The organism is Pseudomonas saponiphila (assembly GCF_900105185.1).
Classification (GTDB): Bacteria; Pseudomonadota; Gammaproteobacteria; order Pseudomonadales; family Pseudomonadaceae; genus Aquipseudomonas; species Aquipseudomonas saponiphila.
Genome location: NZ_FNTJ01000001.1, coordinates 3,410,348 through 3,437,134, shown reverse-complemented (window position 1 = coordinate 3,437,134; position 26,787 = coordinate 3,410,348). Strand labels below are relative to the sequence as shown.

The following is a 26,787-nucleotide window of genomic DNA, read 5'->3' as shown; positions in this document are numbered from 1 at the left end:
GGTAACCCGGCAAGGATGCCGGGTTAGCCGCCACCCGGCCAGGGATGGCCGGTGGCGGCGGCCCACGGATCAATGCCGGAGTTCGGGCATGCCTCGCTATGCGAGGCACCGAGTGGAGGGGCAGAGCGTTTTGCTCACTTTTGCGCTCTTCAAAAGTGAGTCGCTGTAAGAGCGAAACCGCCAGTGGCCGCACCCGCAGGAATGGATATGTACCCAAAACCCTCGCTGTAAGAGCGAAACCGTCAGCAGCCCCACCCGCAGCAACGGACATGCACCCCACCAGGAGGTACAAGCAATGACCACCCAGCTCCCCTACGCCTGGGCCAAATCCCAACGCATCCTCCTGCGTCACAGCGAGGAGGGCGCGGTATTGCTGGTCTGCCCCTCGACCCCCGGCTGGTCCATCGGCGAAGCCCGCCGCCAGTTCGGCCCCGCCCGGCTGGAACGGATCCGCGAAGAGGAACTCGACGGGCTCCTGGCCAGTGCCTATGCCGATACCGGCAGCGCCGCGGCGGTGGTCGGGGCGGCGGAGAATGAGGTGGACCTGGATCGCCTGATGCAGGACATGCCGGAAATCACCGATCTGCTGGACACCCAGGACGGCGCCCCGGTGATCCGCATGATCAACGCCTTGCTCACCCAGGCCGCGCGGGACGAGGCCAGCGATATCCATATCGAACCCTTCGAGACGCACTCGGTGGTGCGCTACCGGGTCGACGGCACCCTGCGTGACGTGGTGTCGCCGCGCAAGGCGCTGCACGGGGCGCTGGTATCGCGGATCAAGATCATGGCCCAGCTGGATATCGCCGAGAAACGCCTGCCCCAGGACGGGCGTATCGCCTTGCGCGTGGCCGGGAGGCCCATCGATATCCGCGTGTCCACGGTGCCCACCGGCCACGGCGAGCGGGTGGTGATGCGCCTCTTGGACAAGCAGGCCGGGCGCCTGCAGCTGGAAACCCTGGGCATGGACCCGGACCTGCTGGCGCGCCTGGATACCCTGATCCACCAGCCCCACGGCATCGTCCTGGTCACCGGGCCCACCGGCAGCGGCAAGACCACCAGCCTGTACGCGGCGCTGGCCCGGCTGGACGCCAGCACCAGCAATATCCTCACCGTCGAGGACCCGGTGGAATACGACCTGCCGGGCATCAGCCAGATCCAGGTCAACGCCAAGATCGACATGACCTTCGCCCTGGCCCTGCGGGCGATCCTGCGCCAGGACCCGGACGTGATCATGATCGGTGAGATCCGTGACCTGGAAACCGCGCAGATCGCGGTCCAGGCTTCGCTCACCGGGCACCTGGTGCTGGCCACCCTGCACACCAATGACGCGGTGTCGGCGGTCAACCGGCTGGTGGACATGGGGGTGGAGCCGTTCCTGTTGGCGTCGTCGATGCTCGGGGTGCTGGCCCAGCGCCTGGTGCGCCGCCTGTGCAACCAGTGCAAGGAACCCGACCCGGCCACCCCCGGCACCTGGCGCCCGGTGGGTTGCCCGGCCTGCAATCACATCGGCTACAGCGGGCGCACCGGCATTCATGAACTGTTCTGCATTGATGACGACGTGCGTAGCCTGATCCACCAGGGCGCGGATGAGCAGGCCCTGCGCGCCGCCGCGCGCCGCGCCGGGATGCTCAGCATGCGCGAGGATGGTGAGCGCTGGGTGCGCAGCGGCGCCACCGCACCGGAAGAAATCCTGCGTGTGACACGGGACGCCTGATGAATCGCTATCGCTATGAAGCCGCCGACGCCCTCGGCAAGATCGAATCCGGGCACCTGGAAGCCGACAGCCAGGGCGCGGCCTTTGCCAGCCTGCGCAGCCGTGGCCTGACCGCCTTGCAGGTGCAGCTGGACAGCAACCCTGGCACCGGCACGGCAGGGGGGCTGTTCAGCCCCAGGCTCAGCGACAACGACCTGGCCTGGGCCACCCGCCAGCTGGCCAGCCTGCTGGGGGCCAGCCTGCCGCTGGAGGCGGCGCTCAGCGCCACGGTGGAGCAGGCCGAGCGCAAGCACATCGCCCAGGCCCTGAGCGCGGTGCGCGCGGATGTGCGCAGTGGCATGCGCCTGGCCGAGGCCCTGGCGGCGCGGCCGCGGGACTTTCCGGAAATCTACCGGGCGTTGATCGCCGCCGGCGAGGAGTCCGGGGATCTGGCCCAGGTCATGGAGCGGCTGGCGGATTACATAGAGGAGCGCAACGGCCTGCGCGGCAAGATCCTCACCGCCTTTATCTACCCCGGGGTGGTGGGCCTAGTGTCCATCGGCATCGTGATCTTTCTGCTCAGTTATGTGGTGCCCCAGGTGGTCAGCGCCTTTTCCCAGGCGCGCCAGGACCTGCCGGGGCTGACCCTGGCGATGCTCAACGCCAGCGACTTCATTCGTGCCTGGGGCATCCAGTGCTTCGGCGCCATGGCGGCGGGGTTCTGGGGCTGGCGGCTGTACCTGCGCAACCCCCGGGCACGCCTGAGCTGGCACAGCCGGATCCTGCGCCTGCCGCTGTTCGGGCGTTTTGTCCTGGGGCTGAACACCGCCCGTTTCGCCTCGACCCTGGCGATTCTCAGCGGCGCCGGAGTGCCGCTGCTACGGGCCCTGGATGCGGCGCGCCAGACTCTGTCCAACGACCGCCTGAGCCAGAGCGTCAGCGAGGCCACGGCCAAGGTCCGCGAGGGCGCCAACCTGGCGGCCGCGCTGCGGGTGGAAAAAGTCTTCCCGCCGGTGCTGATCCACCTGATCGCCAGTGGCGAAAAGACCGGTGCCTTGCCGCCGATGCTGGAGCGGGCGGCGCAGACCCTGTCGCGGGATATCGAGCGCCGGGCCATGGGCATGACCGCGCTGCTGGAGCCGCTGATGATCGTGGTCATGGGCGGCGTGGTGCTGGTGATCGTGATGGCGGTGATGTTGCCGATCATCGAGATCAACCAACTGGTCACTTGAACCGCACAATCCGATTCGACCTGACCCCGTCCGGCCCGGTCCGTAGGAGCTGGCTTGCCAGCGAAGGCGTCGGCACCGGCGATGCAGGTCTCGCGGGCCCCTTCGCCGGCAAGCCGGCTCCTACGAGGGGTGTAGCGAAGGTGTGGTCCGAAGCGCAGGGCGGGGCAGCCAGAAAATTTAACGCTGCCTACCTCACTCCCGACCTGGCAATCGGCCAAGCTCGGGTTCCTTGTTCTGTCATGTTCCGGCGCTGTCTGCACCACCTTCGGCGCTTGCAGAGCGATGCCGGCGCCAACTTGGGCAACCTCGCTGTCACCTTGCCGGGAAAGGCCTGAAAACCCTTGGTAAACACCCGAGAATCTTTTGCAAAAACAGTCGGTTTCTCCCGAGGTTTTTTCCTTTATCTGTCACCGGAAGCTGCGAACTTCTCTCCCCATGGCCTCACCCATCAAGCCCTCTGGATCAAGGCTTCTGGCCCGAGCGCCATGGCGTCATGCAAGAGCTATTCACCCAACGTACGAACACGACGAAAGGAGATTCTTCATGTTTAAGCGCAATGTTCTCGCGGCATCCCTGACCCTGGCAGCCCTGTGCTCGGCACAGGCTGCTCTGGCTGATATCAACGGCGGTGGCGCTACCCTGCCACAACCGCTGTACCAGACTTCCGGCGTACTGACCGCCGGTTTCGCTCCCTACATCGGCGTAGGCAGCGGCAACGGCAAGGCTGCCTTCCTGAACAACGACTACACCAAGTTCGTGGCCGGTACTACCGGCAAGAACGTGCACTGGGCCGGTAGCGACTCCAAGCTCAGCGCCACCGAGCTGAGCAACTACGCCACTGCTCGCAACGCTACCTGGGGCCCGCTGATCCAGGTGCCTTCGGTGGCCACTTCGGTCGCCATTCCGTTCAACAAGGCCGGCACCGCTGCTGTTGACCTGAGCGTCAACGACCTGTGCGGCGTGTTCTCGGGCCGTCTGACCGACTGGAGCCAGATCGCAGGTTCGGGCCGTACCGGTGCCATCACCGTGGTTTACCGCAATGAAAGCAGCGGCACCACCGAGCTGTTCACCCGCTTCCTGAACGCCAAGTGCGCCGAGACTGGCAAGTTCGCCGTGACCACCAACTTCGCTTCCAGCTACTCGCTCGGCCTGCCTGCCGCTGCCGTGGCCGCTGTGACCAGCCAAGGCGTCATGGACGCGCTGAACGCTGGCGATGGCCGCATCACCTACATGAGCCCGGACTACGCCGCACCGACCCTGGCCGGCCTGGATGACGCCACCAAGGTGGCCAAGGTTGCCGGTGTTTCGCCAGCTCCTGCCAACGTGTCCTCGGCTATCGCCGCTGTTGCCGTGCCTGATGCGGCTGTACGTGCCAACCAGAACCTGTGGGTTCCAGTCTTCACTTCCCAGGCCAACATCGACGCCAACCCTGGTGATAAGAGCCTGCGCCTGTACCCAACCAGCGGTTACCCGATCCTCGGTTTCACCAACCTGATCTTCAGCCAGTGCTACGCCGATGCCACCCAGACTTCGCAAGTACGGGCTTTCTTCAGCCGTCACTACGGTGCTCTGGTGAACAACGACAGCGCCATCAACAGCAACCGCTTCGTACCGCTGCCAGCAGCCTGGAAAACCGCAATTCGTGACTCGTTCGTCACTGCCTCCAGCGGCCTGAGCATCGGTAACACCAGCGTCTGCAACGCCATCGGCCGTCCGCTGTAACCCTCGCGTCCGATACCTGCAACACCCGGATCAGCAACGGTTTCGACCGTTGCTGATTTTTGTTTTTGGCCCTGCCTACACCCCCAAGATGAATTTTCCGTGACATCCGTTCGGTCGTGCCTCGCGCCAACGGCCTAACCCCTTGAAGCAGTGACGCGCGCCCTGGGCCGTACAGCGTCGCGCACCCCTGGGCGTCATCACAAAGGATGAGTAGTAATGGTTCGCTGCAAACCCCCGGTTAACACCCCTGGCCTGGACTCTCAGGCGCCGATCCTGCGACTCAAGCCCCTGGCTCACGCCATTGCCTTGCTGATGATGGCCGGCAGCGCCCATGGCGCCACGGCCTTCAGTTCCGGCTGGTTCGCCGACAAGGGCGCATCCCAGGCCGCCACGGCGGCGCGTACCAATGGCCAGGTGCCGGGAATTCCGCCGTTGTCGCAGCAGACCCGGGCCAACCAGCAACTGCAACGCTCCCTGGGCAACCTCAATTCCACGGTGGCCGCCATCGCCGCGCAGCAGGCGGCCCAGGCCGCGGCGCGCCAGGCCGCCTTCGGCAGCGTCAGCAGCATTCCCGACGGCCTCGGCCAGGGCGGGCTCAAGGTCGACAACAGCCTGACCCAGGGCTGGATCAACGCCAAGGGGCCAGTGCAGAGCCAGTCCGGCGGCAAGACCACGGTGAGCATCGAGCAGACCGCCGACAAGGCCATCCTCAACTGGGAAACCTTCAACGTCGGGCGCAACACCACGGTGGATTTCCAGCAGCAGTCCAACTGGGCCTTGCTGAACAAGGTCAACGACCCCAATGGCCGGCCGAGCGAGATCCAGGGCCAGATCAAGGGCGCCGGTACGGTGATGATCATGAACCGCAACGGGGTGATCTTCAGCGGCACCAGCCAGGTCAATGTGCGCAACCTGGTGGCGGCCGCAGCCACCATCAGCGACGAGCAGTTCACTCAGCGCGGGCTCTATGTGGACGCCAACGGCAGCCAGCCGACCTTCATCGATGCGCTGGGCAAGGTCCAGGTGCAGCGCGGCGCGCTGATCCAGACCCATGCACCGGCCAAGTCCACCGATGCCGGCGGCTACGCCTTGCTGCTGGGGGCCGAAGTGGAGAACGCCGGCACCATAGTCACCGCCAGGGGCCAGACCACCCTGGCCGCCGGCGACAGTTTCTATATCCGCCGCGGGGTGGGCACCGACGGCAACCAGCGCTCCACCACCCGCGGCAACGAAGTGGCCACTTCGCTCAAGGCCGGCAGCAGCGCCGGTACGGTCAGCAACAGCGGCCTGATCATGGCCGCAAGCGGCGATATCACCCTGACCGGACATCAGGTGGTGCAGAACGGCGTGGCCCTGGCCAGCACCTCGGTGGACACCCGCGGCACCATCCACCTGCTCAACTCCGCCAGCGACAGCAGTGGCAGCGTGACCCTGGGGCAGGGCAGCACCACCGCGATCCTCTTGGACAGCAGCGGCAGCACCGCCCTGGACAGCCAGCGCAACAACGGCCTGATCAACCTCGACGGCACCCCGACCAACCTGATCACCGGCCAGTTCAACAACCTCAGCAGCGTCGCCGACCGCACCGACCAGTCGCGGGTGGAGATCGTCAGTGGCGGCACCGTGGACTTCCAGAAAGGCTCCATCACCCTGGCCACCGGCGGCCAGGTGGCGGTCAGCGCCGGGCAGCGCAGCCTGGTACGCGACGGCGCGGTGATCGATGTATCCGGCGCCGTCGGGGTCAAGGTGGCGATGGAGTCCAACAACATCAAGATCAATGTCCAGGGCAACGAGCAGCGCGACTCGGCGGGCAACCGCGACAGCGGCAAGCTGATCAACAACGATGTGTGGGTCGACCTGCGCGAGCTGATCTTCGTCCCGGCCGGCACCAACGGCTACGCCACCGACCGCTGGTACACCGCCGGCGGCCTGCTGGAAGTGGGCGGCTACCTGGGCACCCAGGGCCACAATATCGGCGAGTGGATGGCTCAGGGCGGCACCCTGACCTTTACCGGCAAGGACGTGGTGACCCAGTCCGGCGCTCAGTTGAACCTCTCCGGCGGCACCGTCGATGTGCAGGCCGGCTATATCCGCCAGACCTGGCTCAAGGGCGTCGACGGGCGCCTGTACGAGCTCTCCCGGGCGCCGGGGGACCTGCTCTATACCGGCATCTACAAGGGCTATGTGGACAGCAGCCCGCGCTGGGGTCGCACCGACTATTACTACAACCCGCTGATCGCCCAGCAGCAGCGCTACGAGGCCGGTTATACCGTTGGTCGCGACGCCGGCAAGCTGGTGATCGGCACCAGCAACGCGGTGCTCGAAGGGCAGTTGATCAGCGAGGTGTTCAAGGGCGATCGCCAGACCCAGGCGCCCAACCTCAAGCTCGACGGCTACCAGCAGTCGCACAAGGCCGCGGCCCAGCGCGCGCAACTGATCATCGGCAGCTACACGCCGATCTACAACAAGACCAGTGGCACCCTGGGCTATGCGCTGAACCCGGTCACCGATCAGGTGCTGATCGACGCCAACCAGCAGAAGATCGCCGCTGGCCTGGACCTCGCCACGGCCCTGCCGGCCAACCGCCAGGGCCAGCTGGTGCTCGACAGCGACACACTCAACGGCCTCCAGCTGGGGGCGATCAAGGTTGGCGCCAAGCAGCAGATCCAGGTCAATGGTGCGCTGCAGGTGGCCGACGGCGGCGATATCACCCTGTTCGGGCCCCAGGTCAAGCTCAACGCCAACCTCACGGCCCATGGCGGCAGCATCAATGCCGGCAACGTGCTGAGGCAGGTGGATATGGACCGCAACTTTGCGGTCGGCGACGTGATCTTCGCCCCCGGCGGCGTATCTGCCCGGGTCGATGTGGCCAGCGGGGTGCGCCTGGACGCTTCCGGGCGCTGGAGCAACCTGGCGTTGAGCCCCCAGGACAACAGCGGCCTGGCCTTTATCAATGGCGGCAAGGTGTCGTTGCGCAGCAGCGGCGACCTCAATCTGGCCAGCGGCAGCCTGGTGGATGTCAGCTCCGGGGCCAGCATCGGCTACGACGGCAAGGCCAGCGGCGGCAAGGGCGGCGACGCGACGCTCGCCGCCGATGGCCAGCTCGACCTCAAGGGTCAGCTGCGCGGCTACGGGGTCAACGGTGGCGGCACCCTGGCCTTGCAGGCGCACAAGGTGCTGATTGGCGCCAGCAATGCCGCGCCCGAGGCCGGCACCCTGCAACTGGCGGGGGACTTCTTCAATAAGGGCTTTGCGGCCTACGACATCACCGGCAATGAAGGGCTGAAGGTCGCCGACGGTGCCCGGGTCGATGTGACGATGCCGGCCTATCGCGTCGGTGCCCAGGCTGGCAATGCCGTCAGTGGCAGTGCGGCGGACAGCGTGCTGGAAACCTGGCAGCCGGATCTCTATCAGCAGGATGCGGCCAAGGGCGTGCTGACCCAGCGCCGTGGCGCGGGGCTGACCCTTACCGCGGGCAACCAGTACTCCACGGCCGCACAACTGGCCAGCACGGCGCTGACGGTGGGCCAGGGCGCGGTGATCACTGTCGATCCGGGGCAGGCCATCAATCTGCGCAGCGTTGGCCAGCTGACCATGAACGGCACCCTCAATGCCTGGGGTGGCAGCGTCAGCCTGGGTGGGCTGACGGTGGCCTGCTCCGAGGCGGCCAATGCCGCCGGCCACGGGCGTTCGATCTGGGTCGGCGAGCAGGCGCTGATCGATGTTGCGGCCCGTGCGGTAAGCGCGGTGGACAACCGTGGCCGCAGCTATGGCCAGGTACGCAATGGCGGCAAGATCAGCATCGGCGGCGAGATCGACTTGGCCACCGGCATCGCCAAGGCCAGCGATCTGTTCGTGGTGGTGCGCGACGGTGCCCGCCTGGATGCTTCCGGCACCCAGGCAGCCCTGGATATTCCCGGCCAGGGGCGGGTGCAGGTGGCCAGCAATGGCGGCAGTATCAGCTTCGCTTCCAATAATGGCCTGTACCTGGACGGCAGCTTCGTCGCCCGGGCTGGTGGTGCGGGCGCGGCGGGGGGGACCTTGTCCCTGGCCCTGGAAAGCCCGTACTACATCAAGAACGCCGTCAGCAACCAGGTACTCAAGGCCCGGGAACTGATGCTCAGCCAGGTTCACCAGGGCAGCACGCTGCCGGGCAGTGCCGAGGCCGCGGCCGCCAGCCTGGAATACGGCCATGGCCGCCTCGGGGTGGATCAGGTCAAGGCCGGCGGTTTCGACAACCTGGCGCTGTTGAGCAACGGCCTGCTGAGCTTCGATGGCGATATCGCATTGAACATGGGCCAGAGCTTGCGCCTGTACAGCGGTGCGCTGAATCTCAGCGACAGCGCCGCGGCCAATACCCGGGTCAACCTGTCGGCGCCGTACCTGCTGCTGGCGGGGATGCTCGCGCCGCTGGAGGGCAAGGACCAGTACGTGCGCCCGGTATCCACCGGCACGCCGTCGCAACGAGCCACCCAGGCGCAGTTCAATGCCAGCGGCAACCTGATCGATGTGCGCGGCAATGTGGTGTTTGGCAGCAAGGGCAGCTTGCGCCAGGCCGACAACAGCCTGGTGCTGGTCGAGCGCCGAGGGTTCGATGATGTGCAGTTCAGCAGCCAGGGCGATTTGCGCTTCCTTGCTGGGCCCGGCACCGATGTGATCGCCAAGGGCATCAGCACCCAACTGTTGACCCAGGGCGACATGACTCTGCGGGCGGCACAGTTGTACCCCGGCACCGAGGTCGGGGCCCGGGTGATTGCCGGTTACCTGAGTGAGCCTGTCGGCACCACCATGGATTTCAACCCGGTGCGCACCCTGACCATTGGCCGCAACGGCAGCACCGATTCGGCCGTGCCTTATTCGGCCTTCGGTCGCCTGCAATTGGGCGCGGCCACCATCAAACAGGGCGGGGTGCTGCGTGCGCCCCTGGGCTTGATCGAGATCGGCAACCTGGGCGCCAGCCAGGTGGAACTGCTGCCTGGCAGCCTGACCTCGGTGAGTGGCAAGGGCCTGGTACTGCCCTATGGCGGCACGGTCGATGGCCAGGTCTACAAGTACAACGGCAAGACCGTGACCCTCATTGGCCAGGGAGCACGGGTCTACGGCAACGGCGATCTGAGCATCGGGGTGATCCTGGGCGGCAAGTCGGTGAAGGTATTGCCCGAGGCCACCCTGGACCTGTCCGGAGGCGGCGAGCTGCTGGGCGCGGGCTTTATCTCCGGGCGTGGCGGTTCCACCGATGCTCGCTACAACCCGCTGGTGCAGATCGGCGCCAACGGTGGTCTGGTCTTGCCGGGCCTGGTCACCAACCCGATCTACGCCATCGTCCCCGGGGTGCAGCCGGGCTATGCACCGTTGGCGTCAGAGGGCGGTGCGCTAGACCCGCTGATCGGCCAGCAGATCACCATTGGCAGCGGAGTGCCGGGCTTGGCGGCGGGCACCTACACCCTGATGCCGTCCACCTTCGCGTTGATGCCGGGGGCCTTCCGTGTGGAGATCAATGGCCTGGCCGGGCTGGGTAGCGAAGGCACGACCCAGCAGATGCGCAATGGCTCCTGGTCCACCGCCGGGTACCTTTCGGTGGCCCATACCGGGATCAGCAACAGCGTCGCCAGCCAGTTGATCCTGACGTCGGCCGACACCTTGCGCCGCTATTCCCAGTACAACGAAACCGGTTATGCGCAGTTTGCCAAGGCCGATGCCGCCAGGCTTGGGGTACCACGGCCGATGCTTGAGGTGGACGCCAAGACCCTGAAGCTGGCGTTGCGCGAAGGCGCTGGAGCCGATGCGTTCTCCTTCGCCGGCATCGGCCGCTTCGAGGCCGCAGCCGGAGGTTATGGCGGCACAGTCGCAGTGATGAGTTCCGGTGACAGAAACACCGAAGTGGTGGCGGCCGACAAGTCGCCTAGCGACGGGTTCAAGGGAGTGACCCTGAGGGCGGACAGTCTCAATGCCCTGGGCGCTACACGCTTGATCATCGGTGGCTTGAGCTCTCTCACTTACGGCCAGGGAGGTAACTACATCTCATTTTATGAGGGCGATGACTTGACGCGCGGTTCCATCACCTTGCGCTCTGGGGCGAGTCTGGCAGCGCCGGAGGTGTTCCTGGTGACAGGGGGCGGGGCAATCCTTGTGGAGCAGGGGGCCTCGATCAACACCATCGGCAAGGGCAAGGCCAGCTACGACGCCACTGATGGTTTTATCTACAAAGCAGCCAATATGCTCGCGGTATCCAACGGTTTGCTGAATGTGATCAGTACCTCGCTATCGGCCTCGACTACCAATAGTGGCATCAACATAGGCGGGTGCAGCACAACCCTGTGCAGCGGGCAGACCACACTGCACTCCGAGGGCAGCATTGTCGCCGTGACCGCAGGCACCTTCGAGTTGGGTGATCAGGTGCGCTATGGCACCCGCCACTTGAATCTAGGGGTGAAAAATATCAACGTCGGCAGCCCCGAGGCCCTGGCGGCCGCGGCTGCGGCCAATCGCCTGCCTGGCGGCATGACCTTGAACCAGCAACTGCTGGAGCGCCTGCTGCGCGGTGACCGCCAGTTCGGCGCCCCAGCCCTGGAAACCCTGCAACTCTCGGCCAGGGACGGCTTGAACTTCTACGGCAGCGCCAGCCTGGACACCTATGACCCGGTTACTGGCAAGTCGCTGCTGAACAACCTGATGCTCTCCACCCCGGCGATCTACGGCGCCGGCGGTGCCAATGATGTGGCCAGCATCCACACGGCAAACCTGATCTGGCAGGGTGCCGAAACCCCGCCTGGCGCAGTGGTGGCCGGTGGTGCCGGTACCGGCAGCGGACGCCTGTCGATCAATGCCGAGCGCATCGAGTTCGGCTATGGCGCTTTCGCCCAGCCCAGCACCATCAAGAGCTTCGACCGCCTGGCCCTGGGCTTTGCCAACGTCGACCTGAATGCCAGCCAGCGCATCACCGCCAACCACAAGGGCAGCCTCTCGGTGTACCAGAGCCAGGGCGCCTATGACCCGCTCAAGGGCTTCGCCTACAGCGGCGGCAACCTGAATATCCGCAGCCCGCTGCTGACCGGCGAGGCCGGTTCGGTGAACCGCATCAGCGCCGGTGGCGCCATCGATATCAGCGCCACCGCCGGCCCCCGTGGCGAGACCAAGGGCTATGGGGCGGAACTGTCCCTGCAGGGCGATAGCATTCGCCTGGCCAGCGCGGTGGTGCTGCCCAGTGGCAAGGTGACCCTGGAGGCCCGTGGTGATGTGGTACTGACCGATGCCGCGCTGATCGATGTGGCGGGCCGCGCCATGGTCTTCAACGACCTGACCCGCTACGGCAGCGGTGGCGAGGTGCTGTTGCAGAGCCGCGCCGGCAATGTGCTGCAGGCGGCTGGGTCGAGCATCGATCTGTCGGCCAATAACAATCAGGCCGGCAAGCTGCGGGCGGTGGCCGTGGACGGCAACGCCGGGCTGGTGGAGCTGGCGGGCAAGATCCTCGGCGCCAGCAGCGGCTACTACGATGCCGGCGGCACCTGGGTGCCTTACCTGGGCGGCGCGGTGGAGATCCAGGCCCAGCGCCTGGGCGCCAGTGGCACCCTGGACGAACAGTTCGCCGCCCTCAACCAGCGGTTGAACCAGGGCCAGGTGTACGGCGCGCGCAGCTTCCAGCTCAAGCAGGGCGACTTGACCATCGGTAACGGGGTCAAGGCCAGCAGCGTCAACGTCTCCCTGGACAATGGCAGCCTGCGGGTCAACGGTCTGGTGGACGCCAGCGGCGAGCGGGTCGGCAGCATCAACCTGGCAGCCAGGCATGGCCTGACCCTGGACAGCAGCGCCGTGCTCGACGCCCATGGTCGTCAACTGCGGGTGGACAGCTACGGCAAGATCATCGACTCGCCCAACCGCGCCACCGTGGTACTCGGCTCCGGCGAGGGCCGGCTGACGTTGGCCGATGGCGCACGCATCGACCTGCGCCATGGCACCGATGTGGCTGTGGGGAGCGCCGCCGGGCAGAACGACGGCCGTAGCCGCGGCACCCTGGAGTTGAACGCGCCACGGTTGGTTCAGGCGGACGGCAGCAGCAACGATATCGATATCGATGCCCATGGCCGCTTGGATATCCAGGGCGCCCGTTCGATCGCGGTCAACGGCATGATCAGCTACGACGATGCGCCACTGAAAAATGACAGCACCGCCAGTGGCCGGCCGTATCAGCAAATCACCCAGGACTACCTGGACAAAAAACACCAACTGAGCACGGCCTTTATCAACGCCGCGTTGCAGAACAACGACCTGTTGCAGAACAAGCTGGCCGGCTTGAACAACGCCACCTACGCCGATGCCTTGCACCTGCGCCCCGGCGTGGAGATCGTCAGCAAGACCGCCGACGGCGACCTGGTGGTGCAGGGTGACCTGGACCTGTCCGGCTATCGCTATGCCAGCCTCAACCCTCATAGCCAGAAGACTTCGGTATATGGCTCCGGCGAGGTCGGCAGCCTGACCCTGCGTGCCGGTGGCGACCTGAATATCTACGGCAGCATCAACGACGGCTTCGCCCCGCCACCGCCCACCGTGGATGACAAGGGCTGGGTACTGCTGAAGGGCGTGGACTTTACCGGTGGCAACATCATAGTGCCGGGCACCGGGGTGACCCTGGCCGATGGCACCCGTTTCCCCAGCGGCACCACCCTCAACTACGACTTGCCGATCAAGGGCCTGACCCTGGTGGCGGGCACCCGTCTGCCGGTGACCGTGCAACTCGATCAGAGCCTGACCCTGCCGGCGGGCACCGTGCTGGCCGCCGCTGTGCGCGATGCCGCGGGCAACCTGCTGTTCGCCGCTGGAACCCTGCTTGGTGAGGCCCAGACCCTGATCGCCGGTACCCAGCTGGAGGCCGGCAACCTGCTCGGCCAGAACATCCTGGTCAAGCCCCTGACCTGGCCCAAGGGTGTGGAGTTGCCCAAGGTGGTGGGCGGGGTGCTGCTCGACGGCAGCAAGCCGCTGCCCAAGGGCGCGCTGATTCCCACCGGAACGGACGTCAAGCTGCCGGGGGGCGTCGAATCTGTGCAGTTGCGGCCGGAAGTGGCGGGGCGCCAGGGCCAGCTCTGGGCCATTGCGCCGATGCTGGCCGAGGGTTCGCAGTCCTGGTCCCTGCGCCTGGTGGCCGGGGCCGATACCCAGGCCGCCGACAGCCGTATCCTGCAGGCCAACCCGCGCAGCGGCGACCTGCACCTGGCAGACAGTCACTACGGCATGTTCGCCAAGGAAATGCCTTCTAAGAGTGTGCGTATCTGGACCCAACAAGCGGCGGATGATCTGGCAGGGGCCGGTATCGTGGTCAAGGCCGGGGACCCGATCGATGAAAAGCTGCTGATCGATCTGGGACAGACCTCCATCGATCAGTTCTGCTCGGACACCCCGAGCTACTGCGCAGTCAAGGCCAGCTTCGCCTGGACCCAGCAGGCCGTGGACGACCTGGCCGGGGCCGGCATAGTGATCAAGGCCGGCGACCCCATCGATGCGAAGCTGCTGGCCGACCTGGGGCAGCCTTCGGTCGAATCCTTCTGCAAGGACAACCCGAGCTATTGCACGGCCATGGCCGACAAGGAATACGCGCCAAAACCGTCCAGCAGCCGCTTCAGCGTGGTGCGCACCGGCACCGGCGACCTGCAACTGCTGAGCGCCGGCAACCTGAGCATGGATTCGTTGTACGGGGTCTATACCGCCGGTACTTCATCCACCGCCACCTCCGCTGCCGATCCTTACAACCAACCGCGGAACCTGGGCGCTGGCGGTAAGGTGCTCAACGACCCAGGCAGCTACTTCGAGCAGTTCGTCAATGGCAGTGGTACCAGCCTGTACCGCGCCTGGTACCCGGAAGGTGGGGGCAACCTGCGGATCGATGTCGGCGGCAACCTGACCGGCAATATCACCGGCGTGGCGGGCAATAGCCTGGCCTGGCCCAACCCCAAGGACAACGGCCTCGACTCGGCCGAAGTGGGCAACTGGCTGTGGCGCCAGGGCAGTGCCGATGTCGCCACCGGCGGCTCGGCCCAGCCCACGGCCTGGTGGATCAACTTCGGTACCTACACGGCGGCGGGCGCTGCCGACCGGATGGTGGGCTTTACCGGGTTCGGCACCTTGGGTGGTGGCAATCTTGAACTGAATGTCGCGGGCGCTGCCGGGACCGTCGACACTCCCGCGAATGCCAACGATCCGGCCACTGTGGCTCCGCGCAGCCAAGGGCTGGTGCTGGCGGTGGGCAGTACCGGCCGGGTAGCCAGCGATGGCAGCTTGCAGCTGACGGGGGGGGGCGATCTGCGGGTGAATATTGCGGGAGCCTTGAACCCCGCCAGTGAAATGGCGATGGAGCGTCGCAACGGTATGCTGGTGAACCTGCGTGGTAACACCACTTTGCACAGCGGTTCCCAGGGGAGCATCGATCTGCTCTATGGCAGCTTCGCCTTGGATCACAATCCAAGTGAGACTCGCGCCTTCGACTCCTTGCGCTCGACCCTTGGCGTGACCCGGGGGGGGCTGAGCTTGATGCCCGGAGATGCCACCTTCAACCTGCAGAGTCGGGGGGATTTGGTGCTGCAGAATGTCGAAGACCCAGGCCGGGTCAGGCAGTTCAACCCTGCGCTTTTCAGCCGTGGAAGTCAGACAGGCACCGGGCAGAGCTGGTTCACTCTGTGGACCGATCGCACCGCTATCGATCTGCTGTCTCTGGGCGGAAATTTGGCCCCCATCACCAACCCCGCCGGCACCGATCTGGCGGTGGTCTATCCGTCCATCCTCAGGGCAGTGGCAGCCAGTGGCAGTCTTTACTATGGCCAGGCCAGCATGCAGCAGAGCGGTACGATTGCCTTTCGTGAGCCGTTGCTTCTGGCTCCAGGGGCCCATGGCCAGTTGCAGTTCCTTGCCCAGGACTCGATCCATGCCGGCGGCTTCATCGTCAGCCAGTCAGGCGCCGCGGCCAGCTCGATGGCCACTCCATGGCACCCGGCGTTTGTCGGTCGAATCGGCGGTGTGGTGGCGGCCAGCAATCTGTCGATCAATGGCAATTCGGCCTCTTCCAGCTTGCCATTGTTTGCCTTTGGCTCGGGCAGTGTCGCCGGGCCTGTTGGTGGGGCTGCGGACCCGGCACGGTTCTACGCAGTGAGCGGAGACCTGGTGGGGGTCAGCAGCGGTCGGAGCATTGCCTTTAACAGCGCATCGTTGCACCCCGGCCAGACCTGGTATGAAGGCAGTCGTCCGGTATGGATGATGGCCGGGCGCGATATCGTCGGCAGTGGGCGGCTTGTTGTCGACTTTGACCCTAATAGTTCGTCGACTTCGCAGGGCAACCTGTTCGTGCACAACAGCCCCAACGACATCTCCATCGTCAGCGCCGGGCGCGACATTCTCTACAGCAACTTCATGGTTGCCGGCCCCGGCACCCTGGAGCTGACGGCGGGGCGCAATATCCTGATGGAGGACAAGGTCAGCGTCACCAGCCTCGGCGCCGTGGCGCCGGGGGACAGCCGGCCAGGGGCGAGCATCGTGATGCAGGCCGGGGTCGGCCCTAAGGGCCCGGACTACCGGCGCTTTGTCGACGCCTACCTGGACCCGGCCAGCCTAGCCGGAGGCAAGGTCTACAAGCTCTACGATGGGGAACTGCAGGCCTGGCTGGCTGAGCGCTTCGGTTTCACCGGCGACAGCGCCCAGGCCCGGGCCTACTACGCGGCGCTGCCGGCGGAGCAGCAGCGGGTGTTCGCCCGCGAGGTGTATTTCGCCGAGCTCAAGGCCGCCGGCCGTGAGTACAACCAGGACGGCGGCGTGCGCCAGGGCAGCTACGCCCGGGGCCGGGCGGCGATTGCCGCGCTGTTCCCGAGTACCGACGTGGCCGGCAACCCGATTACCTACAAGGGCGATATCACCCTGTTTGGCGGGGCCGGGGTGCACACCAACTTCGGCGGCAATATCCAGATGCTGACCCCGGGCGGCAACCAGACCTTCGGCATCGAAGGCACCGCGCCACCGGCGTCGGCGGGGATCATCACCCAGGGCGCGGGGGACATTCAGCTGTATTCCCTGGGCAGCATCCTGCTGGGCCAGAGCCGGATCATGACCACCTTCGGCGGCTCGATCATGGGCTGGTCGGCGGCGGGTGACATCAACGCCGGCCGGGGTTCCAAGACCACCGTGGTCTACACCCCGCCCAAACGGGTCTACGACAACTGGGGCAACGTCAGCCTGTCGCCTTCGGTGCCCAGCACCGGAGCGGGGATCGCCACCCTCAACCCGATTCCCGAGGTGCCTGCCGGCGATATCGACCTGATCGCGCCTCTGGGCACCATCGACGCCGGCGAGGCGGGGATCCGGGTCTCGGGCAACGTCAACATTGCCGCACTGCGGGTGGTCAACGCGGCGAACATCCAGACCCAGGGCAAGTCCTCCGGGGTGCCGGTGAGCGCCACCGTCAATACCGGTGCCATGACCTCGGCCAGCGCCGCCGGTTCGGCGGCGTCCCAGGCCGCCGAAGATGCCGCGCGCAACCAGCAGGCGGCGGCCAGGCAGGGCCGGGCCTCGATCGTCACCGTGGAAGTGCTGGGCTTTGGCTCCGAGCCGGTGCAGCGCCAGCGCGAAGAAGCCAGCCGCGCCCCGGGCTACGACCCCGACAGTCCGGTGCAGGTCCTGGGCGCCGGCCCCCTGAGCGACCAGGCCCGGGCGCGTTTGACCGATGAGGAGCGTGGGCAACTGACGTTGTAGGAATCTCTCGTGGTAGCAAGTTTGCGGGCGATCATTGATCGCCCTTTTTTTGGATGGGCAGCAGGGCGCCACGGCGGACGAGGTGCAAGCCAAGCTGGGGAAAGTCCTTCAGGGCGCCGACCCGCCCCATTCCGAGGCCGTGGTCCAGCGATGGCTCGAAGAGAGCGGTTTCGCCGAGGGACCACGCTTTTTCAGCAGCCTGTTCTGGGGCGCCTGGATGAGCCACAAGCGCTGAGCGGCCTAGTGAGCCCGCTGGCCGCGGCCGTGTCGTGCCAGTGGCCTGCAAATCGCTGCTGGCGCAATGGCATAATCATCGGCCCTTACCGGCGGTTAGCGGAAATAGAGCAGGCATGGATATCCAGCGTCTTCTGAAAAAACGTCAGCTCAATGTTCAAGAGCAGAACGCCCTCGATGCCTATCGGCTTGAGCGTTGCGCACTGGCCTGGCGCAACGAGGGCGTTCCTGTCGCCCTGATGGAATGCGCTCGGGCACGGGGTGTCGATTGGGCGGCAACCGTGGTGCTGCAACTGGAGGTCGACTTCCCCGGGATGTCCAGCCTGTTTGGCCTGTTGCTGACCCAGGATGAGCGTTTCATTGAATTCGAGATCGATACCGACCCAGCCCATCAGCGGGTCGAGTCGCTGGAGTGCTGGCAGGATGTCAGCGACACCCTGAACCATTCGACCCGCAACCGGGGGACCGGGAAGGGGTTTGCAGCCATTGCCAAGCAGGTCAGGCGCAAAGTGCTAGGGCTGCTCGCACAGGGTTGCTCGGCACCTGGTGCGCCTTCAGGCCGGCAAGCCCCGTAGGGTCATCAATCATGGAGTGTTGCGGTATGCCGGATCAGCTAACTGAACTGCGAGCCGATTTCATCGAGGCGCTGGACGAGGTGTCCAGGCTGATGGCCAGCGCCTATCAGCAGCTCGGTCCAGTGGCGGACGATCATGTACTGGCCCAGGCGGGGCGGGAACACGGGCGGGAGATCGTGCTGGACTACCTCGCGCACAACGAGGCCGGCATCGCCTTCGAGCATCTGCTGTACATGATCGATGAGCCGCCACTGGCAATCTCGGCATCCTGTCGGGCCGCCGTGGCGCGGATCGCCGTGCGCCTGGGCATGCCCCTTGGGCGATGATCAGGTGCCGGCCCTGGCCGTGTTCCTTGCCGGCTCCAGCCTGGCCGCGCCCAGCCAGTAGAACAGCCCGCCGGCGACAATGAACGCCCCCAGCATGTAGAAGATCCACTGCGCCGGCTGGCTCGCCAGGACCATGCCGCAGAGGATCGGGCCCAGGGCGCCGCCGAGGCTGGAGAGGTTCTGTGCGCCGTAGTACAGGCCTCGCAGGTGCTCGGGGGCGATCAGGTCGATGAACATGTATTCGGCAGGAAACACGATGATTTCCCCCAGGGTGAACACCACCATCGACAGCACCCACAGCGGCAGGCTGGTGGACAGGGCGAAGCCGGCGACCCCCAGCAGGAACAGGCCCAGGCCCGCCGCCAGCCACTGCTTCAGGTGGTTGGGGGTAATCCTGCGGCCAATGGCGTACTGCAGGGCAATGACCAGCAACGCATTGGTCGCCACCAGGGTGCTGATGGTGCTGTAGGCGACTTGCGCGGACTCGGTAACCACCAGGTACTGCGACAGATAGGCCGAGAACTGGCCGAAGACCACCGCGCTGAGCAAGCCGCCAAGGGTGAAGCAGATCAGCCGGTAATCCCGCAGCAGTTGGCGACCCAGCGCGAGAAAGGACAGGGGTTGATGGGGGCTGGCGCCAGACTGGAGTTGCCTGTCGCCCTGTGTCAGGTACAGGGCAAAGAATCCCGCTGCCAGGGCGCTCGACGTTACAAAGGGCAGGTTGATGCCTTGCTGGGCCAGCCAGGCGCCGAGCAACGGGCCAACGGCATAACCGATGTTGGTCAGGGTGTACTTGATCGAGAACACTGCACTGCGTTCGGTCACCGCCAGTTGCTGGGCAACACCGGCCTTGACCGCGATATCGAACACCGCATAGGCGAGGTTGATCGACACCAGGCACAGGTAGAGCAGCCACAGGGCGGGGGCGGCAAAGGCGCCGATAAAGCCCAGGGTGAAGACGGCGACGCAGGCCAGGATCAGCCGGTAGCTGGCGATCCGATCCACCAGGTAACCGCCGTAGAGGCTCAACAACGAGCCGACGATCAGGCTGCTGCCGATCACCAGGCCGATGTCGGCGACGCTCAGGGCGTAGCGGGTGGACAGGTAGATCACCAGATAGGGCAGGGTGATGGCTCGCGCCAGGGTCAGGATCAGCGAACCCGACAGCAACAGCTTGATGGTGCCCGGGTAGTTGTTCAGGGTGCGCAGCATCCATGCCTCTTCAAAGGGTGCAGGTTGAGTCGGGGCTTGAGCTTACTGAGGAATTGGCTTCTGTTTTATGATGATTTTTCTTGAGTGAATGGAAACTGATTCATGAATAAGGACGTTGCATGTTTGCTTCCGAACGCCTGAAGGGCATCGATGTTTTTGTCTGTGTGGCCGACTCCGGCAGCTTCAAGGCTGCTGCCGAGCGTCTGAACCTGACGCCGTCCGCCGTCAGCAAGGCCATTGCCCGGCTGGAAAGCCGCCTGCAGGCCCGGCTGTTGCAACGCACCACCCGCAGCCTGGCGCTGACCGATGCGGGGCAGGCCTTCTATCGCACCTGCACCGGGGTACTGGCCGACCTGCAAGAGGCCGAGTGGGCGTTGCAGGCGGAAAACACCGAGCTGCGGGGCAAGGTGCGGGTCGATCTGCCGGGGGCCTTTGGCCGCACTCAAGTGCTGGAGCTGATCTTGCGCTTTGCCCGGGAACACCCCTTGCTGCAACCCCACGTGACCTTTGCCGATGCCTTTGTCGATCCCCTTGAGGCCGGTGTCGATATTGCCGTGCGGCTCGGCGGGCCCGAGCAGTGGCCCGTCGCCCTGGGGCATCGTCAACTGGGCCACGAGCGGCATCTGTTCTGTGCCTCCCCGGCGTACCTGCAGCATCAGGGCACGCCCTTGACCGATGCCGATCTGCTGCGGCACCGCTGCATTGCCTACGGCTGGGTGGATGGACGGGTCAACCCCTGGACTTTTCCCGGCAGCCGGCCAGGGAGATCGAGCGTCGGGTGGTGCCGGCCGCTTGCGTGGTGGGGGATGGCCAGGGGCTGTTGATGGCGGTGATGGCGGGTTACGGGATCGCCCAGTTGCCGTCGTGGCTGGTCAAGCGCCAGTTGGATGAGGGCAGCCTGGTGCAGGTACTGCCGCAGTGTGCAACCCAGGGGCACGCCATCCATCTGTTATGGCTGAAGAATCGTCAGGCATTGCCCAAGGTCAGCGCCTTGCTGGAGCTGTTGGCAGAACACTTGATGGGATAGACAGAAAGAAAATGGCAGGGGCGGCTGGATTCGAACCAACGCATGGCAGGATCAAAACCTGCTGCCTTACCGCTTGGCGACGCCCCTGTAGTACTGCGACGTTACTTGCTTTGACTGCCGGTCCGGGGAGGGCCGCTGCAAGAATGGGCGCAAATTTACCAACTAATACGCGCCCTGGGAAGCCCCCAGTGCAAAAAAATCAGTTTGAAAAACAGTTGCTTAGTGTTTTTCCCGATTTTTTCCCGCCAGGCTTCAACGCTCCAGATAGGCATCCTGTGAATCACTCAGTGGCCGGGCCTTGGCCAGCGCCTGGCGAATGCTCCGCAGCTCGGCGCCCTCGAGCACGCGCCGGCCCAAGTCATAGTCGTTGCCGCCCGGGCTCAGGTACACCGAGAGCAGTCCCACCCACTGCTGCTCACCCACTTCAAGCAGCATTTGCATATGGCCTTCGTGACCGTCGCCAGCCACCAGGTAGGTCAGCCCCTGGACCTGGGCGCGAGCGCACCAGCGCGGCGCGTCCCAGTTCAGGTTGGTATTGCCGTGTTCGTCGCCGATCCTGGCCAGCTGCCAGGCCGCCGGGTCGAGCGGCTGTGTCTGCAGGAATGCCAGCAACGGCGTGCAGGACAGCACCTGGAAGCGGTAGCGCTGCTGCCCCTGGTGGATATCCAGCAAGGGGGCAGGGGGCATGGGCGCCGGCCCGTCGATCCTGACCCGCAATAGGTGGCTTTGAGCGATTTCCGATGGCTGTTCGCTCCAGCCATTGAGGTCGGAAACCGGCGGGCACCAGATCAGTTGCAGGGTTTCGCCGGGCAGGATGTGGTCCAGGCGTTCGAAGTAGGCCGAGGCTGTTTGCCCCACTTTGGGCAGCAACTGATCAAGGCTCAGGCTCGGGGCTGCATAGTCGATACCCAGGTCCGGGGACCAGAACAGGGGGGCAAGGGTTCTCATGGGCGCTGGCATGGCTGGGCTCTGTGGATCGACAGCGCGGATTTTTCGCGGTGGGGCGAGAAATGTCACGTGGTATTGGTGGCGTAGCACCACGACACAGACGCCTGTGGCCAGGCATGACTCAATCGGCTACTTCCCCTGGCGCGATGCGCCCGTGACAGCTGCCAGCCGCGCACTAGTATAGGGAGCCTGACGTAAGACCAATAAGAACAGCACAAGGACACACGTATGCGACGCTGGAACGGCTGGGGGGATGCATCCACGGTGGTTGAATTACCGGCCCAGGGCGCGGGGTTTCTCGCCGAGCGCCTGGGGCCGGGGCGTCGCTTGCCGGAGGCGACCCTGGAGCAGGCGCTGGCCAAGGTGCCGCTCTCTCGCCTGGCTGCCCACCCGCTGTACTGCATTGATCCCCAGGAACGCCTGCTGCATGCCCGCGGTCAGAGCCTGCCGGACTGGCTGGCGCTGCGCGAAGGCGAGCTGGGGGTCTACCCCGATGCCGTGGCCTTCCCGGAAACCGCCGAGCAGATCCGTCAGTTGCTGGCCCTGGCCGAGGATCGCGACCTGTGCCTGATTCCCTATGGCGGCGGCACTTCGGTGGCCGGGCATATCAATCCGCCCTGGTCCGAGCGGCCGGTGCTGACCGTATCCCTGGCGCGCATGAGCCGCCTGCTGGAGCTGGACGAAGACAGCCTGCTGGCGACCTTCGGCCCCGGTGCCAGCGGCCCGCAGGTGGAAAGCCAGCTGCGCGCCCGGGGCTACACCCTGGGGCATTTCCCTCAGTCCTGGGAACTGTCGACCCTGGGTGGCTGGGTCGCCAGTCGTTCCAGTGGCCAGCAGTCGCTGCGCTACGGGCGCATCGAGCAGTTGTTCGCCGGTGGCACCCTGGAAACCTTTGCCGGGCCGATGCCCATCGCCAGCTTTCCGGCGTCCGCCGCCGGGCCGGATATGCGCGAGGTGGTGCTGGGCAGTGAAGGGCGCTTCGGGATCATTTCCGAGGTCAAGGTGCGGGTCAGCCGCCTGCCGGACGACGAGCGCTTCTATGGGGTGTTCCTGCCCGACTGGTCCCAGGCTCTGCAGGCGGTGCGGGCCCTGGCCCAGGCCCGGGTGCCGTTGTCGATGCTGCGCCTGTCCAATGCCCTGGAAACCGAAACCCAACTGGCCCTGGCCGGCCACCCGAGGCAAATCGCCTGGCTGGAAAAATACCTGGCCCTGCGCGGCGCCGGGGTGGGCAAGTGCCTGCTGACCTTCGGCGTGACCGGCAAGCGCCAGCAGAATGCCCTGTCCCTGCGCCATGCGCGCCAGCATCTCAAGGCCTTCGGCGGGGTGTTCACCGGCACCTTGCTGGGCAAGAAATGGGCGCAGAACCGCTTTCGCTTTCCCTACCTGCGGGAAAGCCTGTGGAACGCCGGCTACCTGGTGGACACCCTGGAAACCGCCACCGACTGGAGCCATGTCGACCACCTGTTGCAGCGCATCGAGGGCAGCCTGCGCGATGGCCTGGCCGCCGAGGGCGAGCAGGTGCATGTGTTCACCCACCTGTCCCATGTCTATGGCGAAGGGTCGAGCATCTACACCACCTACGTGTTCCGCCCGGACGCCCAGTACCCGGCGACCCTGGCCCGCTGGCAGGCGCTCAAGCACGCTGCCAGCCAGACCATCGTCAATCACCACGGCACCATCAGCCACCAGCACGGTGTGGGCAAGGACCACGCGCCTTACCTGCTGCGGGAAAAGGGCCCGCTGGCCATTGATGCGCTGCAGGCCCTGAGTCGCCACTTCGACCCGGCCGGGCGCCTCAATCCCGGCACCTTGCTGGAGCAGTGAGCCATGAACCAGGACTGGAATGCCCAGTGGCGCCAGCAGGCGCTGCCCGGGTTGGCGACCCAACCCTGGGACCTGATCGTGATCGGCGGCGGCATCAGCGGCGCCGGGATTCTGCGTGAGGCGGCGCGGCGCGGCTGGCGCTGCCTGTTGCTGGAGCAGCGGGACTTTGCCTGGGGCACTTCCAGCCGTTCTTCGAAGATGGTCCATGGCGGTTTGCGCTATATCGCCAAGGGCCAGTGGCGCCTGACTCGGGATTCGGTGCGCGAGCGCCAGCGGCTGTTGCAGGAGGCCCCGGGGCTGGTGGAGCCGATGAGTTTCCTGATGCCCCATTACCACGGCCAGTTTCCCGGGCCCAAGCTGTTTGGCGGCTTGCTGAGCCTGTATGACGCCATTGCCGGGCGGCGCAATCATCGCTTTCACGACGCCCGGCAACTGCAGTACCTGGCCCCCGGGGTCAAGGAACCGGGGTTGCTCGGTGGCACCAGCTTTCTCGATGCCCTGACCGACGATGCGCGATTGGTGATGCGGGTGCTGGCCGAGGCCCGGGCCGACGGCGCCGTGGCCCTCAATGGCCTGCGGGTGACCCGCCTGCTGCGGGAGAACGGGCGAGTGTGCGGGGTGGCGATCGAAGACAGTGAAACAGGCGCCGTGCTCACCCTGGACTGCACGGTCCTGGCGGTGGCCACCGGGGCCTGGGCCGAGCGCCTGCGCCCGGCCAGCAGCCGTCGGCAGTTGCGGCCGTTGCGCGGCAGTCACCTGCTGCTGCCGGGCTGGCGCCTGCCGGTGGCCCAGGCGTTGAGCTTCATGCATGGCGAGGATCGGCGGCCGGTGTTCGTCTTCCCCTGGGAAGGCGCCACCGTGGTGGGCACCACCGACCTCGATCACCGCGACGACCTGGACCAGAGCGCCAGCATCAGCCAGGAAGAGCTGCGCTATCTGCTGGCCGCCTGCGCCCAGCAGTTTCCCCAGGCTCAGATCGGTCCCGGGGACGTGCTGTCGACCTGGGCCGGGGTGCGCCCGGTGGTGGCGGGTAGCGAAGGGCAGCAGGGCAAGCCGTCCAATGCCACCCGTGAACACGTGCTGTGGCAGGAGCCCGGCTGCGTGACCCTGGCGGGCGGCAAGCTCACCACCTTCCGCCCCCAGGCCATCGAAGTGCTGCAAGCCTGCGGGGCGATGCTCGGGCGTGAAGTGCTGGATGACGGCGCCCCGGTGTTGGCGCCCGTGGCCGCGCTGGACATCCCCGGCCTGAGTCGTGCCCAGACACGACGCCTGGCCGGCCGCTACGGCCGCGACCTGCCGCGCCTGGCGCAACAGGTGGCGAACCTGGGCGGCGACTGCATCGGTGCCAGCGACACCCTGTGGGCCGAGCTGGCGCTGGCCGCCGAGACGGAGTTGGTCCTGCACCTGGACGACCTGCTGCTGCGTCGGACCCGTATCGGCCTGCTGCTGGCCGAGGGCGCGGCCCAGTACCTGCCGGCCATCCGCCGCCTGTGCCAGCCTCGACTGGGCTGGGACGACGCCCGTTGGCAGGCCGAAGAACAGCGCTACCGGCTGCTCTGGCAGCGCCAGCACAGCCTGCCGCCCACCACCGATTGACGCCCCGACTCAGAGAGCCCCATGGACAACCACAACAACAAGAAACAGGACTACCTGCTGGCCATCGACAACGGCACCCAGAGCGTGCGCGCACTGCTGTTCGACCTTGAGGGAAACCTGGTGGGCAAGGGCAAGATCGAGCTTGAGGCCTATTACTCGAAGCAGCCCGGCTGGGCCGAACAGGACCCGGACTATTACTGGGCCAAGCTTGGCCAAGCCTGCCAACTGCTCTGGCAGCAGACCGGCATCGACCGTTCGCGGATCCGTGGTGTGTCCCTGACCACCCAGCGCGGCACCCTGATCAATGTCGATGCCCAGGGCCGAGCCCTGCGTCCGGCGATTCTCTGGCTCGACCAGCGCCAGGCCGACGTCGAGGGCCGCATCAAGGGGCCCTGGGGCTGGTTGTTCAAATTGATCGGCGCCGAGGCCACGGTGGACTATTTCCGGGCCCAGGCCGAAGCCAACTGGGTGGCCCAGCAGCAGCCCGAAATCTGGGCCGCTACCGACAAGTTCCTGCTGCTCTCGGGCTTTCTCACCCATCGCCTGACCGGCAACTTCGTCGACTCGGTGGGCTGCTGCGTGGGCTACTTGCCCTTTGACTACAAGCGCCTGCGCTGGGCCGCCCCCAGCGACTGGAAATGGCAGGCCCTGGCGGTGCGCCAGGAGCAACTGCCAACCCTGCTCAAGCCCGGTGAAACCCTGGGCCGGATCAGCGCCGAGGCCAGCCGCCACACCGGCATACCGGAGGGGCTGGCGCTGATCGCCGCCGGTGCCGACAAGGCCTGTGAGGTGCTCGGCTCGGGCGTCCAGGACTCGACCACCGCCTGCCTGTCCTATGGCACCACGGCCACCATCACCACCACCCGTTCGCGCTACCTGGAAGTGGTGCCGCTGATTCCGCCGTACCCGGCGGCGGTGCCGGATCACTACAACTGCGAGGTGATGATCTTTCGCGGCTACTGGATGGTCAGCTGGTTCAAGCAGCAGTTCGGCCTGCGGGAAGTGCAGCAGGCGGCGGAGCAGGGGCTGGAGCCGGAACAGCTGTTCGACGCCCTGGTGCAGGCGGTGCCGCCCGGGTCCATGGGCCTGACCCTGCAGCCCTACTGGTCGCCGGGCATCCGCGAGCCGGGCATGGAGGCCAAGGGCGCGATGATCGGCTTTGGCGACGTGCACACCCGGGCGCATATCTACCGGGCGATCCTCGAAGGCCTTGCCTATGCCTTGCGCCAGGGCATGGAGCGCATGGAGCAACGCTCCAAGCTGAAGATCACCCGCCTGCGGGTGGCCGGCGGCGGCTCGCAGAGCGACGCGGCCATGCAACTGACCGCGGACATCTTCGGCCTGCCGGTGGAGCGCCCCCATGTCTATGAAGCCTCGGGCCTGGGGGCGGTGATTGCCTGTGCGGTGGGCCTGGGGCTGTACCCGGACTTCCCCACGGCGATCAGCGCCATGACCCGGGTCGGCGCGGTGTTCGAGCCGCAACCGCAGGCGCAGCAGATGTACCAGCGGCTATACCGCGAGGTCTACCTGCGCATGTATCGCCAGCTCAAGCCGCTGTACCAGAGCATTCGTCAGATCACCGGCTACCCGGCCTGAGGGCACGGCGGGCGCCGGCCAGCAGGGGCAAGGGTTCCCGGTCGAAAAAACACTCCCGCACGGCACGGCTCAACTA

Annotated in this window: 11 protein-coding genes, 1 tRNA gene and 2 pseudogenes; 11 read left to right on the top strand and 3 right to left on the bottom strand. The window is 66.0% G+C overall.

Annotated elements, in window-relative coordinates; all coding sequences use genetic code 11:
• The first annotated feature begins 295 nt into the window (after positions 1-295).
• The 7 genes and pseudogenes from gspE (at position 296) to BLV47_RS15825 (ending at position 18,508) form a co-directional block, all read left to right on the top strand.
• The gene (gene gspE / locus BLV47_RS15855) at positions 296-1,717 is read left to right on the top strand and encodes a type II secretion system ATPase GspE (RefSeq protein WP_092315109.1); all 1,422 of its coding nucleotides are present in this window, start codon (positions 296-298) and stop codon (positions 1,715-1,717) included.
• Positions 1,717-2,928, top strand: a complete 1,212-nt coding sequence (gene gspF, locus BLV47_RS15850) for a type II secretion system inner membrane protein GspF (protein WP_092315107.1) — start codon at positions 1,717-1,719, stop codon at positions 2,926-2,928. The genes gspE and gspF overlap by 1 nt, the downstream gene beginning before the upstream one ends.
• 543 nt (positions 2,929-3,471) lie before the next feature.
• Positions 3,472-4,650 (top strand): substrate-binding domain-containing protein, encoded by a 1,179-nt coding sequence (locus BLV47_RS15845; protein WP_092315105.1) that lies wholly within the window; start codon positions 3,472-3,474, stop codon positions 4,648-4,650.
• 216 nt (positions 4,651-4,866) lie between these two features.
• Entirely contained in the window at positions 4,867-17,373 is a 12,507-nt protein-coding gene (locus tag BLV47_RS15840; protein ID WP_092315103.1) for a filamentous haemagglutinin family protein, read from the top strand.
• Between the two features lie 58 nt (positions 17,374-17,431).
• Positions 17,432-17,608 (top strand): annotated as a pseudogene (locus BLV47_RS15835) (SAM-dependent methyltransferase); the annotation flags it as partial.
• Positions 17,609-17,723: 115 nt separating this feature from the next.
• The gene (locus tag BLV47_RS15830; RefSeq protein WP_092315101.1) at positions 17,724-18,182 is read left to right on the top strand and encodes a hypothetical protein; all 459 of its coding nucleotides are present in this window, start codon (positions 17,724-17,726) and stop codon (positions 18,180-18,182) included.
• A gap of 26 nt (positions 18,183-18,208) precedes the next feature.
• A complete protein-coding gene (locus BLV47_RS15825) occupies positions 18,209-18,508 on the top strand; it encodes a hypothetical protein (protein WP_092315099.1) in 300 nt (99 codons plus the stop codon).
• On the opposite strand, the gene BLV47_RS15820 is transcribed toward BLV47_RS15825, so the two are convergent.
• Positions 18,509-19,720 carry an MFS transporter gene (locus BLV47_RS15820; RefSeq protein WP_092315097.1) on the bottom strand — a complete coding sequence of 404 codons (1,212 nt, stop codon included), beginning with the start codon at positions 19,718-19,720 and terminating at the stop codon, positions 18,509-18,511.
• A gap of 119 nt (positions 19,721-19,839) precedes the next feature.
• On the opposite strand from BLV47_RS15820, the pseudogene BLV47_RS37040 reads away from it, so the two are divergent.
• Positions 19,840-20,747 (top strand): annotated as a pseudogene (locus tag BLV47_RS37040) (LysR family transcriptional regulator).
• A gap of 12 nt (positions 20,748-20,759) precedes the next feature.
• Here BLV47_RS37040 and BLV47_RS15810 read toward each other — a convergent pair.
• Positions 20,760-20,834 (bottom strand) — tRNA-Gln (locus BLV47_RS15810).
• Between the two features lie 165 nt (positions 20,835-20,999).
• Entirely contained in the window at positions 21,000-21,695 is a 696-nt protein-coding gene (locus tag BLV47_RS15805) for a hypothetical protein (RefSeq protein ID WP_244168886.1), read from the bottom strand.
• 228 nt (positions 21,696-21,923) lie between these two features.
• On the opposite strand from BLV47_RS15805, the gene BLV47_RS15800 reads away from it, so the two are divergent.
• The 3 genes from BLV47_RS15800 to BLV47_RS15790 are packed head-to-tail and all read left to right on the top strand — an operon-like array spanning position 21,924 to position 26,711.
• Entirely contained in the window at positions 21,924-23,519 is a 1,596-nt protein-coding gene (locus tag BLV47_RS15800) for an FAD-binding oxidoreductase (protein WP_092315093.1), read from the top strand.
• Between the two features lie 3 nt (positions 23,520-23,522).
• The gene (locus tag BLV47_RS15795) at positions 23,523-25,115 is read left to right on the top strand and encodes a glycerol-3-phosphate dehydrogenase/oxidase (RefSeq protein WP_092315091.1); all 1,593 of its coding nucleotides are present in this window, start codon (positions 23,523-23,525) and stop codon (positions 25,113-25,115) included.
• Positions 25,116-25,136: 21 nt separating this feature from the next.
• On the top strand, positions 25,137-26,711 hold the full coding sequence (locus tag BLV47_RS15790) for an FGGY-family carbohydrate kinase (protein ID WP_092315089.1): 1,575 nt from the start codon (positions 25,137-25,139) through the stop codon (positions 26,709-26,711).
• The last annotated feature ends 76 nt before the right edge of the window (positions 26,712-26,787 follow it).

Bases quoted from the DNA above. Each gene is read 5' to 3' on its own strand.
- BLV47_RS15820 (WP_092315097.1), bottom strand. From the start codon at position 19,720: ATGCTGCGCACCCTGAACAACTACCCGGGCACCATCAAGCTGTTGCTG.
- BLV47_RS15805 (WP_244168886.1), bottom strand. From the start codon at position 21,695: ATGAGAACCCTTGCCCCCCTGTTCTGGTCCCCGGACCTGGGTATCGAC.
- BLV47_RS15790 (WP_092315089.1), top strand. From the start codon at position 25,137: ATGGACAACCACAACAACAAGAAACAGGACTACCTGCTGGCCATCGAC.
- BLV47_RS15800 (WP_092315093.1), top strand. From the start codon at position 21,924: ATGCGACGCTGGAACGGCTGGGGGGATGCATCCACGGTGGTTGAATTA.
- gspE (WP_092315109.1), top strand. From the start codon at position 296: ATGACCACCCAGCTCCCCTACGCCTGGGCCAAATCCCAACGCATCCTC.
- BLV47_RS15795 (WP_092315091.1), top strand. From the start codon at position 23,523: ATGAACCAGGACTGGAATGCCCAGTGGCGCCAGCAGGCGCTGCCCGGG.
- BLV47_RS15830 (WP_092315101.1), top strand. From the start codon at position 17,724: ATGGATATCCAGCGTCTTCTGAAAAAACGTCAGCTCAATGTTCAAGAG.
- BLV47_RS15840 (WP_092315103.1), top strand. From the start codon at position 4,867: ATGGTTCGCTGCAAACCCCCGGTTAACACCCCTGGCCTGGACTCTCAG.
- BLV47_RS15845 (WP_092315105.1), top strand. From the start codon at position 3,472: ATGTTTAAGCGCAATGTTCTCGCGGCATCCCTGACCCTGGCAGCCCTG.
- BLV47_RS15825 (WP_092315099.1), top strand. From the start codon at position 18,209: ATGCCGGATCAGCTAACTGAACTGCGAGCCGATTTCATCGAGGCGCTG.
- gspF (WP_092315107.1), top strand. From the start codon at position 1,717: ATGAATCGCTATCGCTATGAAGCCGCCGACGCCCTCGGCAAGATCGAA.